The sequence below is a fragment of the Bacillus sp. D386 genome (assembly GCF_006346415.1).
Window position 1 is genome coordinate 579018 of the sequence record NZ_VEMV01000001.1, and the last position, 14957, is coordinate 593974.

Consider the following 14957-nt stretch of genomic DNA (forward strand, 5'->3'; position numbering starts at 1 on the left):
ATTAATTTTAAAATGATTATTCAAGGTGATGTTATGGTTTATGTTCTTTTTTAATGAAGTCTATGATTTTTTTCATTTGGTTCGATTGATCAACTGTAAAGTAATTTTCAAACGGATTCATTCCCTTTACTAATCTATCCTTAACAGTTTTCATTGAGTAATGCTCTGTCTGCAACCCGCTCTTTACTTCATCCCAAAACAATGGCGCTGCAACAGAGGGGAAGGCTGTTTCCCTCGGTGAATACGGACAGATAATCGTCTTGTCTTTGTCATGTTGAATATAGTCTATATAGAGACGATTTGCTCTATTTTTTTTCATCCGTTCTATTGTAAAATTGTCCGGAAAACGATTAATTAGATAGAGAGCAATGAATTCGGTAAATATACGTGTTTCCGCATAACTGATTGTAGCTCCCTTCAATGGAAGATGAATTTGAATCCCCTTTCTGCCTGATAACTTCACGAAAGCCGTTAACTGAAATTGATCGAGTATTTGTTTCATTTCCAGTGCAGCTTTTACAGCCAAGCGTAAATCGCCTAGTTCAGGTGGATCAAGATCAAACACGATTTCTGCCGGATTTTGTTTTTTAATATCATTAAAGGGAATATGAAATTCAATGGCTGCCTGATTCCCGAGCCATAAAAGAGTTTCGATATTATTACATACGGTATAGTTAATATCATGGTTCATATCCGTTTTTACAAAATCAGGTGCATAGTCAGGTGTTGCTTTTTGATAGAATCCCTGAGAATCGACACCTTCTGGATATCTTTTAACTGTTAAGTGCCTGTCCTTTAAAAAGGGCAGCATAAAGTCTGCGACAGTAAGAAGGTATTCCAAATACATTTCTTTGGTCACTGATTGCTCTGTCCAGATGATTTTCCCTGGATTCGTAATGGCTACCTGTTCATATTGGGACAGTACTAATTTCGTCCATGTACAGGCTGTCCAATTCTCAGTCACCGCCAGGCTTATATAGACCGGAGAATTTAATTTATAATTTGTTACTGCCTTGTATGCCACTTGAATGCAAATACCAGGAGGGACCTTATAAATTTGGTTTTGCTGTGCTTTCCCAGTTTGATGTAAAATACCTAAAATTGCCTCGCGCTCTTCATCAGTAAATGCTTCTTTTACTTCAGCAACCTCAATGATTTTTTCTTCATGAAGAACTGCCACTGTACAGACTTTATTTTCACTATCATATTTAGTTAAAAAACATAGACCTGTATATCTCATATCTCAAGCTCCAATAAACATTCCTTTGGATTACGGTCGACAAATGATTCTAATAAAGGCTGCCTTAATGTCATAGATTCTGTCCATTCCAGATAAGAGACCTTCACTGTATAAATGGGTTGTATCCAGTGATACTGCTTTGTATTTCCCACTTTTGAGGTGAAAGGATTTTCAGTTTGTAAGGCTTTTTCCATAAATTCTTTAATCACCTTCCACTCATCCAGCTTATAGCGTCCTTTTCCTGCACGACCAATATACTTGAGTCCTCCCGAGGAGTCATACAATCCCAGTACTAAGGATTGCAGTTCACTCCCCTTTGTCACATATCCCCCAACTATAGCAATGAGGTCTTTATAAAATTTCACCTTCTGCCACCGACCGTCTTTCCCATTCAAGCTATAGGGTTTACGCAAATCCTTTGCAACGATACCCTCTAATCCCTGCTCCTTGATGGCCTCGTATAATGCCTCTCCATTCGAAAAGCTTTCTACAACCTGTACATTCTCTGTTGGCGTAATTATAGATGACAATAATCTTTGACGTTCTGCAAGTTCGTCATCAATAACCCATTTTCCATCCAGGTAAAGAATATCAAAAATCATATAGATGACAGGTCGTTCCTTTATGGAAAGATGAATCAATTCTGATCGGTTCATCCGGTCCCGCTTCATTACCTCATGAAAAGATGGCTTTCCATCTTGCATAGCGATAATTTCGCCATCCAAAATTACAGAGGATGCAGAACAATAGCTGCCTAAATCCGTAAACTCCGGATATTGCTTTGTTCTATTATTTAAATTACGATTAACCAGCTCTACTTCATCATCTATTTTGTAAACTAACATCCGCACACCATCCCATTTAACCTGGAAGATCCATTCCTCCCCTATTGGTATAACTTCAGCGGAAATCGGCTCAAAGGGTTTTATAGGGTCCATATTTTCACCTTCCATCTAATAGTGCAACAGCATTCGACATTTCATATTTATAGTATGGGAATAAAAACAAAGAATATGTCAGCGAGTGAATGAATTCCGCCGGAATCGTTGTCATTATTTTATGAGGCAGTAGTATCATTAGAGGATTATAAAACCTCCAACGAACTAAGTAACTTGGCTTCAAAAATTTTGGAGGCATCTGAAGAGACAAAACATATGATCCATTACGGTGTTTAAAAGAAATCCTTGCTAAAGATACAAAAAAGATAGCCATTGCCTTGGCTACCTTTTGAGTGCTATCTATTAAATGATTAATACTATAATTACAGGATGTTTTATCAAATGCCCCTATCTTACTTACTAGATGTTAACTAAGATACAAAAAACTCACTTACAGTAATGATTCAGTTCCATCGACATATATTTCGGTACCGGAAACATGACTTGACTCGTCAGATGCAAGGAAGTAAACCAAATTTGCTACCTGTTCAGCTGATCCTGGTCCATCTGCCAATGGCTGCATTCCTTCAGGATATTCGATAGGTATTTCGATTTCCTTTAAACTTTCAGACTTAGTTGTGCTGCTATCTATATTTGTTTCAATTGCACCAGGACAAATGGCATTAACTCGGATTTTATATCTGGCCAACTCTAAGGCCGCCATTTTCATAAATCCAATTTGACCGGCCTTCGAAGTACTATAGGCTGCCATACCAAAGCCAGCGAACCGTCTATTTCCATTGATTGAGCTTGTGATTATGATGCTGCCACCTTGCTCTTTCATATGAGGAATGCAATATTTAACAAACAAGAATGTGCTTCTAAGGTTCGTTTCAATCACTTCATTCCAGTCCGAAATTTCAAATTCTTCAATAGAAGACAAGGTCCCGTTTATACCAGCGTTACTGAACAGAATATCAAGCCTTTCCCACTTATTCATGACCTGTGAAATTCCTTCACGAATTTGAGCTTCATCACGGATATCAACCTCATAAACACAGGCTTCTCCTCCTGCATTTGTGATTTCTTCCTTTATTTTCTCTGCATTATCAATATTTATGTCCATAATACAGACACGAATGCCATTGTCCGCAAACTTCTTAGCTGTGGCTGCGCCAATCCCAGAACCTCCACCAGTTACGATTGCAACTTTACCCTTTGATTTTTCAGATAACGCCATACGTTTCATCTCCCATGCACATTTCTATTTATCTACTTATTTATCCAATAAGTACAATATTGAAACGTATGCCTGAACAGTTTATACATATATTCATAGAACATTTCCTATATTCCACCAATTTTTAAAAAATTATTTCCAAACCCTCTTATAAACCGTACTACTAACAGATATAATTAACATATCAAGCATGCGGTGCTGCCGAAAGGAGAAACAACAGGTTTATGTTTTCACTCAACCAATTTATAAAAAGCAGAGGGTTCGTCCGTTTTCTTACCATCTTATTTTTGATAGGGATTTTCTATGCCCTTAGAGGTATGATGAATTTAGTTCTATTCACTTTTATTTTTATTTTCTTAATGGGCGGTTTGGAGAGAATCATTTCATCGTCCATATCCAAAATCAGTCCAATACGAGTCAAGCCACAAATAATAATTATCCTGCTCTACACAATCATAATTTCCTCTTTGGTTATGATTATTTATAAATACATACCTGTCATTACCATGCAAATAACCGACCTTGTAAAAGTAATTATAGATTTTTACAAGCACCCGCCTGATAACACAGCAATTGATGTTGTGATCAGTGCAATGCAGAAGTTTGTATCACCTTCTGAAATTGAGGAAAATGCAATGGCGCTGTACAGTTATGCTGCAAATATCGGTAAATTAAGCCTGCAGTTATTTTTAGCTTTGCTGCTAAGTTTATTCTTTCTTTTGGAAAAGGAAAAAATCAAACGATTTACCGGTTCATTCAAGAAAAGCAAACTGGGAGTTTTATTCACTGAATTAGAGTATTTAGGTAATATATTTGTAAATTCATTTGGTAAGGTTATCGAAGTTCAATTTTTAATTGCATTTGTTAATGCTATATTATCGATTATTATTCTTTATTTCTTAGGGTTTCCACAGCTATTGGGACTCGCATTTATGATTTTCCTACTGGGACTTATTCCTGTTGCGGGCGTTATTATTTCCTTAATTCCTCTTTGTACAATTGCCTATAGTATAGGTGGAGGAATGCATGTACTGTATGTAGTTATTCTAATAGCAGCCATACATGCTTTGGAAAGTTATGTACTAAATCCTAAATTCATGTCGGCCAAAACTCATTTACCTACGTTTTTCACATTCCTGGTATTGGTGTTCGGTGAACATTTCCTTGGAATATGGGGCTTGATTTTAGGTATTCCTATTTTTATCTTCTTATTAAATATGCTTGATGTTCCAGATGCTGAAGTGACTGAACCTAAGAATATATAATGGATCGTAAAATAGGCATGAGTTTCGGAATCTTTCGAACTCATGCCTATTGTTATTCTTAAATATAATTCAACCGTACGTCTTACAGAGCACGGCTGCAGTCCACCCTTTTATATTCGTTGTCTGTACAAGGTTGATAGCTCTTTCGTAAAACCATCAATATCAGAAAAATCATTTTCAAGTGATTGAGCCAGCTGCCCCTTTTCAATGAATAACACCCGGTCGGCAAGTTCTGCGGCAACATCCATCATATGAGTAGAGAAAATCGTAATCGTGCCTGCTTCTTTAAGCTTTTTAATCATTTCTATAAATTCATTAATCCAGTAAGGATCGAGCCCATTGGTCGGCTCGTCCATAATTAAAAGTCTTGGTTCAGCTAAAATCGATTGGCCGAATAACAACCTTTGTCTCATTCCTTTAGAAAGATTTTTTACGAGCTCTTTCCGCTTGTCGGTTAATCCCAAACGATCAATCACCTCTCTCACTCGTTCATTGGAAATCTCTCGGATAGCTGCATAAAAAGACATAAACTCTCCCACATTCATGTCGCCCTGAGCATAAAATTCATCAGGCATATAACCGATCAATGATACATATTCTTTATTTTGTGCAGTCATATTGACCCCATCCAACAGAACGGTTCCGGCTGAGGGGGAAGAGATACTGGCCAAAATATTCAGGATAGTACTTTTTCCAGCACCATTCCCTCCGCATAAAGAAACACATTGCCCTTCCTTCACTGCCAACGAAAATGGCTGCAACGCTGTATTGGTTTTATAGTGTTTTGAGATATCAGTCACTTCTAACCCTGTCATTGTGCTCTTCTCCTTTTTAAATACCAAATTGCAATAAAGCCTAACGCAGCAATAAATACAAACGCATATAAGAATAGTACACCCCATACAATTCCTTCATTAAATAGCGGAACCAATCCATCATAGGCTTGGCCGAAGATAGAACCGCCGTCCAATCTAATCACCAAGAAAAAGCGTAAGAATTCTGCTGGATTTATGATCATCGCAATTTTCATAAGCACTCCTATCATTGAATAAGGTAAAGCACCTAAAATAGCAATTAACGCAGTCGGCCATATCATAATAAGAAGAAACCAGACTGCAACAGATAGAGTAAGTGCCTGCCATTTCGTGCTTACAAATGATCCTATAAAAAGGCCAAGTGTCAGGAAAAACAAGATTAACAGCATACTAAATAGAAAAAGCACAAGCATCCAAGTTAACGAAATATCAATCCCAGTCAGCAACCCAATTACCATACTCAACCAATACGCCAGTGAAAAACACACTGCCTGGGCAGTAAACTGGCCTCCAAGTTTACCAAAGAAGTAGGAGACGATATCTAATGGATACGTACATAATAATCTCCATTGGCCATTTTCCATTTCATTAGCTATTGAAAAAGAGCCAAAAATCAACATAAATAATGGCAATATATATAACATAATATTAACGACTGTTCCCGTAATATTTGTATATCCTGAGATTGCTCCATTTGTCCGCTCCAATGCCAATAAAAGAGAAATGACAACAATCCATAGAATGGCGATTGAATAATACGAACGGCCCCGTGATGTCATTCTCCATTCAGAGCTCCATATGTTCCACATTCTTCTTACCTCCCGTGACGACATCTAAATAAAAGGCAACCATGCCGGCTGCCTTGTTTTTTTCACCTGTTAACTATGGCTATGACTGTCCGTTTCCTTATGATTCATCTCTTTATGCTGTTTCCAATCATGTTTTTGTAAATCTTCATAGGATAATAAACTTCCCCCTGATTCTTCAGCAAATTCTTCAGCACTTGATTGGTCTTCAAAAGAAATTACATTGTATGACATTGGCGTCTTGATTTCTTCTCCATATACGAAATAGGATTTTTCAACTTCTATCCATTCTTTAGAATGATAATCACGTACAAAGGTCTTCTCAATTTCCTTATTCTCGTTTTCATCTGTCCAATTAAACATGCAACCGATATCATCAAAAACAAATGTTTTACCATCAGTTAAGATAATTTCTGTTGCATGCTGATTATCCGCAACCGACATATTACAGTTTGCGCATGTGTCAGTCTTCGAATCAATTTCCACTGGCTCAGTCGATTCATTACCGCAAGCAGACATAAGCATAACTGCAATTCCGATTAACGCAATTTTCCATAATGATTGTTTCATCGTTGTTTCCTCCCTTTTATGAATAGAAATAAACTGCCTATATACAATAATCCGCTGACTATCCATACTGGCAGATCAGCTTGATTGTTTTGATTGTTTGATTGGATAGGGTCCATTAAGGGACCTGAGTCCGTTAATAGCTCTTCATCGGTACTTTTCAGCATTTTTTGCAGAATTGTCATGCCCGGTGCCTGAAAAAAGAGTTGATACTCAGGAACTTCCTCTGTCAAAGCCAGAAAATAAGGATCGGCTCGGTAGATTAAATTACTTATACCATCTCCGTCTGAATCTATTTTCGCTGATGCGTCCCAGTAGTTCCCATCCAATTGATTCCCTTCACTTTCAATAGCCTGAGCGTCATTTACATTACCCAGAAAATCATTTTGATAGATTCGATTATTCTCTGATTCTTTAAACTGAATACCTACAAAATTTGATTGCAGCCTGTTATCCTTAACGGTATTCACATTGGCCTTTTCAATAAATATGCCAATCCGGTTATTGTGAATCTCATTTGTTTCAACCGTAACATTCCTAGAGTCATATAGTAACAAACCCTGAGAATTCACATTTTCATTATTTTCGGTGAATGTATTCTTACGTACCATTGCATCTTCAGCCCCCATAATCATGGCGCCGGTAAAGTTATTGAATGATTCATTTTCTTCAATCAAACAGGAATTGGAATACATTAAATGCACCCCATAATGGGCATCCCAAATTTTATTATTTTTAAATGTATTATGGTGGCTGTATTCTACATAAAATCCATCCTGAACATTCCGTATTGAATTTTTACCGAACGTGTTGTAATTTGACTCCCACAGATTAATAGCATGGCCTTCAGATGTCCCTGTAAATGAACTTTCTAGCACACTTACATGATTCGCCTTATCCAGTTTAATACCAGTCCCAGCTGACTTGATTGTGAGATTGTTAAGTTTATGATAATTTCCAGCCAGCACAATTGCAGATTCCTCAATTGGTAGGCGTGTTGCCTCTATTTCAATATTTGATATTTGTACACCCTCACCAGAAATGTTTATAAAGGATCCCTCTCCTGTATAACTCAGCACTGTATTTTCTGTTCCTTTAATGGTCATTGGCTTATTAATGGAAACCGGATCTTCATAGGTACCGCTTTTAACAATCAATGTTCCTCCAATGGGCGTTTGGTCAATTTGCTGCTGCAGAGTTGATTCTGCGAAACTACTCGGTTCATATATAATCAATAACGCTACAAACACTAAAAAGATGCGTAACCTTTTCATCATTAACCCACCTTTTTCTATCAATCGTTTGCTCCACTTTAAGCAGTTGATGGTATGATCATATTCATTATAATTTATATAATTATTTTACTTGAAAAATAATTATATTTTCCAGCATAAAGGTATCAAGCCCATCATCATATTGTATTAGGAGCTATTTTATGGAGAATTTTATATGTTTCAGCATAGAAGTTTAATAGGTTAAATTTACAGGCAACTATTATTGCAGAAGATTATTCTTGTGCAGGGGAAGTAACCAGGGAGATATTAGAGGGATAGGAAGAGTTCTTGCGAAGCAATGACCGAATAGGGTAAGTAAACTAACCGAAAATCTTAATAGACATTTGAATGCCAGATATGAATGGATTGGAATATAAAATAAAAGCCCACTACCATCTGTCAACATTATTATCACCACTGTGTCCTAACGACATTGTATATTTAGGTGAAGCGTTTACAAACGTTAACCTAAATCTTTGAAACAAATGGATAAAGGAACTGAATGAACAGCCACACATAATTTCAATGTACAGTTCCATTATCATTTAGCAATGTTTCTTTAACCTCAACAGCCCTTTTATAATAAATAGATTTCGGCATATTCTTTATTAAATCACATGTTTTGTTAATTTGCTCCAGGGCTTCATCCTTGTGGCCCTGTTGATTTAAACAAAGAGCAATATAGATTCCTGCAGACTGTACCATTCCTACATCGATTGGATGCACCAACGCACCGGATAGATGACATTTAAGCAGATTTTCCAAAGCTCGATCAATTTCTCCCAGACCATATAGTGCTCTCCCATATTCCAGATAATAAAGTTCGTCTATCTTTTCCGGATTTATCGCAAATTCTTCTAGGTAGTGAATAGCTTTTTTGTAGTCTTTTGTTATTTCATTATGATAAACCGCATATAAAAGTGGAAACATCATCAATGCAATCTTATTTTCCGAAAAAATCGCATATTGACGAGATTTACTGATTAATCTAAGAAACTCCTTATCATCCTTCATCACAAGCGGATAATTGGAAGCAATCCTGTATATATCATCCATACGATAATAGACATTCGTCTCTTTGGACAATGCGATGGCTTCCTGCATTCTTGTATGGGATTCTTTATATTCTTCCAACGCTAATAAGACGATTCCTTCATCCAATAAAAGCTTTAATTGAAATACCGTATTTTCTTCAAGTCCATTACCAGAGTAGAATTTTCTAATTTCACTCAAAATGGATAAAGATTCATCCCAATTTCCATGAGACAAACGATACTGATGATAAATCCATAATGTTTCAGCACTGTCTAAGAATAAAGAATTCATCTTAAAATAGGAGGCTGCCAATTCGATATATTTCTTCATGTTTGGTTTATCTAAATAAAGGCCTGCTTCCGCATAAAGGCTGTATAACTTCGCCTCCATTACTCCCTGAGGCATATTTTCAGAAACCACATGGGATAATTTATCGTAAATAGCTGAATAATTCTCTTGTTTTTTATCATTCTTTATCTCATTTAATAAAGGTAGATAATCCTCTTTCTCATTCAGAAGATCACTAGGTTCACAACCAAGCTGTTGAGCAAGATATTCAAGTGTGCTCATCGATGGGGTTGCTTTACTGTTTTCAATTTGGCTCAGCATTCCTTTTGTCAATCGATTTCCAGCCAACTCGGATTGGGTCATCCCTAAAGCTTTCCGTAACGTTTTAATTTTATTGCCCAGCATGGTTATCCCCTCCTTATGGAAAGTATACGGTAAATAATTCTGATCCACAAATTAAAGTTTAATTATTTTAAACTTTTTGTTGACTTCCAAAAATTAGTATTTATATAATAAGTTTAATGACATTAAACTTTTAAACTAAAGGAGAAAAGCCCATGAGTGTACGTTATACCGAAGCAGAACAAGAGAGATTAAGCGCAAGGAATATTTTATTGTTTTTTATTGGAAAATTTATTTCATTATTTGGTGCAAGCATCTATTCATTCGCCATCGGATTATACATTTTAAAAATTACCGGTTCGGGTACAAGTTTTGCACTTGCTCTTGTGTTTGCCTCTGTTCCCAGAATTATTTTTGGACCAATTGCCGGAACCCTTGCAGATCGCTTTAACCGCAAAACAATCATTATATTGACGGAAATTCTTAGCGGAATACTCATGTTTTTTATGATTGCCTATTCTCACTTTTCGGGGCTCTCACTTGCATTGTTATATACATCAGAAGTACTGCTAGGGATTTTTTCTACTTTCTTTTCTGTGACTGCATCTTCAACCATTCCCTCAATGGCTGGGGATAAATCTATACAAAAGGCTGGCTCTTTAAATCAATCCGCATCATCGCTTGCCGGTATACTCGGTCCAATCATAGCTGGTATTTTATACGGGTTCTTAGCAATTGAGGAAATCATTCTGCTAACTGGAATCACCTTTATACTTGCCGGTATAATTGAATTATTTATTATTTTCAACCTGTACACTGAGAAAGCGGCACAACAGGAAAAGACGCAATTCATGAAGAGTTTGGCTGAAGGCTTCTCCTATTTAAAAGAAAACGATTTTTTATTCTCCCTGCTCAAAGTATCACTTTGGATTAACTTCTTCTTTGCGGGTATAAATGTTGCAATCCCCTACATCCTGAACACATCACTGAATTTTTCTTCTCAATCATACGGAATTGCTGCTTCGATGGTATCTGTTGGAGCACTTATCACATCATTGATCATTTCACAACGTCCTGAAATGAAAGATAAATTAAAGAAAATTAGATTGGGCTTAATTGGTTTAGCAATACTTGTCATTATGATTGGCTTGCCTCCTATGCTCCAAATGACTTCTGTGATTGCCAATGTCAGTTACTACATCATCGTCCTTGGAATGATAGGTTCCATCGTCATGGTTGTAAATATTCCTATTCATGTATTAATACAGCGTACAACCCCGAGCCACTATCTTGGTCGTATTTTCGGATTAGTTGAAACGATTGCATCTGCAATCTCACCGCTTGGGATGATTCTTTTCGGTGTCTTGCTTGACTACATACCAGCTTTTTATATACCTCTCATCACTGGATTTTCACTGCTCTTAATTAGCTTTCTTGCCATGTCAAAAGTAAAAGAACCAAAGGAATCTGAATTGGCAAGTTAATGATAAAGAAGTATCGCCCGGCTTGGGTTATATCCAGCCGGGCATTTTTATACTCCCCTAATTGTTTTTACTCGATTATAGGCGTATCTTGCAGATTCCTCTATAATGAATTGATTCTGATTGAATTTCTAGCTGGTTACTGTCTGTATCGACTTCGATTCGAGCCGAATCGGGCTAGATTCCGGCTGATTCACTGCTTTAATACAGCCGATTCCTCTTCGAATCCAGCCAATCTGAGCTTGAATCCGGCCGATCGCCCCTTGAATCCAGCCAAGCTCTAAATCAAGCATGACACAAACCGTCTCAGCAATTCAAAAAAGCCCCTTTATGCGATAATCTAAACTATCGCATAAAGGGAGCTCCAACTCTCATTTACTATTATTTTTCTTTAGGAAATGCCTTAGAATACAAATTATATCCGCCATCAAGGTTCTTAACTTTAATGCCGTTTCCTTCAAGTATTCTGGTAGCTAAGTAACCCCTCATACCTACCTGGCATGTAAGATATAAATCTTTATCAGTCGGTATCTCTGATAATCGCTCTCTCAGTTCATCAACAGGAATATTGACCGAGCCGGCAATTGCTCCTTTAGCAACCTCAGCAGGTGAGCGGACATCAATTAAATAACCTCCGTTTTCCACAATCTCATCAATTTCATGCCATTGCACTGTGCTGACCATTCCCTCAATAATATTGGTTGCTGCGTAACCAGCCATATTTACAGGATCTTTAGCTGAGGAATATGGAGGAGCATAGGCAATCTCGATATCCGGAAGATCCAATACAGTTAAGCCACCTTTGATAGCTGTCGCGATAACATCAATACGTTTATCTACCCCATCCTTTCCAACTGCCTGCGCTCCGTATATTTTCCCCGTTTCCTTATCGAAGATCAGTTTCAAATGCAATTGGGAAGCACCTGGATAATAGCCAGCATGGCTGCTTGGTGCAACATGAACAACCTCATATGGTATACCTAAACGCTTCAGCATCTTTTCATTGCTTCCTGTTGAAGCAACGGTCAATTCAAACACCTTGGCTATGGAAGTGCCCAATGTACCGTTATAAACACTTTCTTTCCCGTGAATATGATCCGCTACTAAACGCCCTTGACGATTGGCAGGCCAAGCGAGCGGCACATAAGTATCCGTTCCGTTAATATAATCCTTTACTTCAATGACATCACCGACCGCATAAATAGATGGGTCTGATGTTTGCAGATGCTCATTGACTTTTATCGCATTCCGAACCCCAAGCTCGAGGCCGGCATCTTTCGCAATGGTACTTTCAGGTTGAACACCAATCGCTAAAAGTATCATATCCGTTTCTACTTCTTTGCCGCTTTTCAAGCGAATGATACGACCATTCTTTTCAAAAGATGATACACCATCCTCAAGTATTAAATGAACTCCATTGTCCCGCAAATGTGTGTGGACCATTTGAGCCATCTCCAAATCAATTGGCGCCATCACCTGATTTCCCATCTCAATAACTGTTACATCTATGCCGCGCTCCCGTAAATTTTCAGCCATTTCAATCCCAATAAACCCGCCGCCAATGATAACAGCCTTCTCAGGTTTATCCTGATCTACCTTTTCTTTGATACGGTCCGTATCAGGAACATTCCGAAGCGTATAAACAGATTTAGCCTCATCGATTCCCGGAATGGCTGGCCTAACCGGTTTTGAACCCGGAGATAGGATTAGCACATCGTAGGATTCCTCATATTCCTCGCCTGTCATTGCTTTTCTGGCTATGACAGTCTTCTGCTCCCGATTGATTTTGATAATTTCTGTCCAATTACGTATATCTAAATTATAGCGTTGCCCCATTCCTTCAACTGTTTGAACAAGCAGTTTATTACGGTTTTGGATAACTTCTCCTATATAATATGGAAGACCACAATTCGCAAATGAAATATATTCACCTTTTTCAAACATGATGATTTCATCTTTTTCGCTTAGACGGCGCAGTCTTGCCGCAGCAGATGCTCCGCCTGCCACACCGCCAACAATTAAAATCTTCATTTTAATAGACCTCCATTAGTTCATCGATTAGTCTAATCGTAATATACCCTATTGGGTATGTCAATTTATCAAACTCACATGATTACACTCTATCATTGCTCCCGATAACAGTTTTCATAACACCGTTTTACTTTTAAATAATACCCAAAAAAAGCAAACCCACTTTTAACAATGGGTTTGCTTCTTATTACAGTTAAAAAGATTTTTTCAAATAATAGTTCTCGTGTTGTTTAACTTCCTCCATATTTTTAGGCAGTAAACGATAGAATAGGATTCCGCTTGCCAGAAGGATAACACCGAAAATAAATGTTTTTAAATCAGCCGTTCCTTTGATGATCACCCAAATGGAATATGCCGTCGCCAATATGGCTATGGTACCATCAATAATTCGTGAACGCATTTCATCAGATTTATATGTCTCGCCAGTCCAAACTAATTTCAGTTGGAATGAGGAGGAAATTAAATATGGCACTAAATAAGAAAGTGTCGCGATATAAATAATAAAGTCAAATGCATGAGCAATTGAATTTGAAATAGTTGAGAAAATAAATAATTGACCTAAACCATTTGAAACAATCATAGAGAAATTAGGAATCCCACGCTTATTGACCTGTAAAAACTTAGGGATAAATAAACCTTGTTTTGCTGCCTGATACGGGATTTCAGCGCTTAACAAGATCCAGCCAATTGTTGAACCAAATAAACTGATCAATCCAATGACCGCCAATGCTTTCCCACCAACAGGTCCCAGCACCGTTTCAATTGCATCGATTAATGGTTTTTCTGAATGGATAAGTGCATCCTGTGTTAATAATCCCATAACAAGTGTACTGATTCCCATATAGATAGCCAGGGCAATCAATAGCCCTAAAATGGTCGCTCTCTTTACATCTGCCTTTCTCTTCGCCCTTGATGCGAATACAACAGCGGATTCAACCCCTACAAAAGCCCATAAGGTTGAGACGGCAGCAAAATTTACCTGGCTGAGTAATCCCCGACTCTCACCATCAATTATACGAGTTTCCGCAAACGGTACAATATTAGATTGTTCAAAGGCAAATAGCCCAATTACTATGAATAATCCAAATCCAAGTACTTTTGCCGCAGTCGCAACAAAGTTTAATTTACCAGCATTCTCTATGCCTCGCATAATAAAGAAATGAACGCCCCAGAGCATGATTGTGCAGACAAGGAATGTTAAAGCATTGCCAACTTTTAGACTAAAATCCCCTATACTGAACAATTCAGCCGTACTGGTCAAACTTGGGAAGAAGGTAGATAAATACCCTGCAAACGTAGTAATGATGGCAATATTACCTGCAAAATTACCAATCCAGTATCCCCATGTAGACATAAACCCGGATAATCTTGAGGCTAAAGAATTTTCCTTGAACAATTCCTTAGCATAAATCTGAGGGCCACCTGTTAAATGTGGCTTACGAACAGCCAGATTCCCAAAAACCAGCGCAATAGTTAGTACACCCAATCCTGTTAATCCCCATGCCATAATTACTCCGGCAGGACTAGCTACTTCTGCCAGCGTACGCGGCAACATAAAAATACCAGACCCAACCATATTGCCGACTACAAATGCCGTTAAAATCCAAAAACCCAGTTGCTTCTTATTGTGCACGATAATTCCCCTTCCAAAGCTGTCATGTTACTCTCTATTTTTGAATTATCCATTTCTGTGTA

General features: G+C 37.7%; 12 protein-coding genes. 2 read left to right on the forward strand and 10 right to left on the reverse strand.

What is annotated here, in order from left to right; translation table 11 throughout:
- Positions 1–31: 31 nt before the first annotated feature.
- From ligD to FHY45_RS02780, 3 genes are all read right to left on the reverse strand, one after another.
- Positions 32–1240 carry a non-homologous end-joining DNA ligase gene (gene ligD, locus FHY45_RS02770; protein WP_139891329.1) on the reverse strand — a complete coding sequence of 403 codons (1209 nt, stop codon included), beginning with the start codon at positions 1238–1240 and terminating at the stop codon, positions 32–34.
- Positions 1237–2178, reverse strand: coding sequence for an ATP-dependent DNA ligase (locus FHY45_RS02775; RefSeq protein WP_066101018.1), 942 nt, complete (start codon positions 2176–2178; stop codon positions 1237–1239). The genes ligD and FHY45_RS02775 overlap by 4 nt, the downstream gene beginning before the upstream one ends.
- Positions 2179–2569: 391 nt before the next feature.
- Positions 2570–3358, reverse strand: coding sequence for an SDR family oxidoreductase (locus tag FHY45_RS02780; protein WP_139891330.1), 789 nt, complete (start codon positions 3356–3358; stop codon positions 2570–2572).
- A gap of 224 nt (positions 3359–3582) precedes the next feature.
- Between FHY45_RS02780 and FHY45_RS02785 the strand changes: the two genes are divergently transcribed.
- Entirely contained in the window at positions 3583–4623 is a 1041-nt protein-coding gene (locus FHY45_RS02785) for an AI-2E family transporter (protein WP_139891331.1), read from the forward strand.
- 110 nt (positions 4624–4733) lie between these two features.
- On the opposite strand, the gene FHY45_RS02790 is transcribed toward FHY45_RS02785, so the two are convergent.
- The 5 genes from FHY45_RS02790 to FHY45_RS02810 form a co-directional block, all read right to left on the reverse strand.
- Complete coding sequence (locus FHY45_RS02790) at positions 4734–5438, reverse strand: ABC transporter ATP-binding protein (protein ID WP_066101037.1); 705 nt, start codon at positions 5436–5438, stop codon at positions 4734–4736.
- The gene (locus FHY45_RS02795) at positions 5435–6247 is read right to left on the reverse strand and encodes an ABC transporter permease (RefSeq protein WP_066101040.1); all 813 of its coding nucleotides are present in this window, start codon (positions 6245–6247) and stop codon (positions 5435–5437) included. The genes FHY45_RS02790 and FHY45_RS02795 overlap by 4 nt, the downstream gene beginning before the upstream one ends.
- A 69-nt stretch (positions 6248–6316) precedes the next feature.
- Positions 6317–6814, reverse strand: a complete 498-nt coding sequence (locus FHY45_RS02800) for a nitrous oxide reductase accessory protein NosL (RefSeq protein ID WP_139891332.1) — start codon at positions 6812–6814, stop codon at positions 6317–6319.
- The gene (locus FHY45_RS02805; RefSeq protein WP_180349915.1) at positions 6811–8085 is read right to left on the reverse strand and encodes a right-handed parallel beta-helix repeat-containing protein; all 1275 of its coding nucleotides are present in this window, start codon (positions 8083–8085) and stop codon (positions 6811–6813) included. Before FHY45_RS02805 ends, FHY45_RS02800 begins: the two co-directional genes overlap by 4 nt.
- Before the next feature lie 522 nt (positions 8086–8607).
- Positions 8608–9813, reverse strand: coding sequence for a helix-turn-helix domain-containing protein (locus tag FHY45_RS02810; RefSeq protein ID WP_139891334.1), 1206 nt, complete (start codon positions 9811–9813; stop codon positions 8608–8610).
- 152 nt (positions 9814–9965) lie between these two features.
- On the opposite strand from FHY45_RS02810, the gene FHY45_RS02815 reads away from it, so the two are divergent.
- Positions 9966–11234, forward strand: a complete 1269-nt coding sequence (locus FHY45_RS02815; RefSeq protein WP_066101053.1) for an MFS transporter — start codon at positions 9966–9968, stop codon at positions 11232–11234.
- A 378-nt stretch (positions 11235–11612) separates the two neighbouring features.
- On the opposite strand, the gene cdr is transcribed toward FHY45_RS02815, so the two are convergent.
- Together cdr and FHY45_RS02825 are read right to left on the reverse strand one after the other, a co-directional pair.
- Positions 11613–13262 carry a CoA-disulfide reductase gene (gene cdr / locus FHY45_RS02820; RefSeq protein WP_066101056.1) on the reverse strand — a complete coding sequence of 550 codons (1650 nt, stop codon included), beginning with the start codon at positions 13260–13262 and terminating at the stop codon, positions 11613–11615.
- Positions 13263–13455: 193 nt separating this feature from the next.
- A complete protein-coding gene (locus FHY45_RS02825) occupies positions 13456–14895 on the reverse strand; it encodes an amino acid permease (RefSeq protein WP_139891335.1) in 1440 nt (479 codons plus the stop codon).
- Positions 14896–14957 lie beyond the last annotated feature (62 nt).

Bases quoted from the DNA above. Each gene is read 5' to 3' on its own strand.
- ligD (WP_139891329.1), bottom strand. From the start codon at position 1,240: ATGAGATATACAGGTCTATGTTTTTTAACTAAATATGATAGTGAAAAT.
- FHY45_RS02775 (WP_066101018.1), bottom strand. From the start codon at position 2,178: ATGGACCCTATAAAACCCTTTGAGCCGATTTCCGCTGAAGTTATACCA.
- FHY45_RS02780 (WP_139891330.1), bottom strand. From the start codon at position 3,358: ATGGCGTTATCTGAAAAATCAAAGGGTAAAGTTGCAATCGTAACTGGT.
- FHY45_RS02785 (WP_139891331.1), top strand. From the start codon at position 3,583: ATGTTTTCACTCAACCAATTTATAAAAAGCAGAGGGTTCGTCCGTTTT.
- FHY45_RS02790 (WP_066101037.1), bottom strand. From the start codon at position 5,438: ATGACAGGGTTAGAAGTGACTGATATCTCAAAACACTATAAAACCAAT.
- FHY45_RS02795 (WP_066101040.1), bottom strand. From the start codon at position 6,247: ATGTGGAACATATGGAGCTCTGAATGGAGAATGACATCACGGGGCCGT.
- FHY45_RS02800 (WP_139891332.1), bottom strand. From the start codon at position 6,814: ATGAAACAATCATTATGGAAAATTGCGTTAATCGGAATTGCAGTTATG.
- FHY45_RS02805 (WP_180349915.1), bottom strand. From the start codon at position 8,085: ATGAAAAGGTTACGCATCTTTTTAGTGTTTGTAGCGTTATTGATTATA.
- FHY45_RS02810 (WP_139891334.1), bottom strand. From the start codon at position 9,813: ATGCTGGGCAATAAAATTAAAACGTTACGGAAAGCTTTAGGGATGACC.
- FHY45_RS02815 (WP_066101053.1), top strand. From the start codon at position 9,966: ATGAGTGTACGTTATACCGAAGCAGAACAAGAGAGATTAAGCGCAAGG.
- cdr (WP_066101056.1), bottom strand. From the start codon at position 13,262: ATGAAGATTTTAATTGTTGGCGGTGTGGCAGGCGGAGCATCTGCTGCG.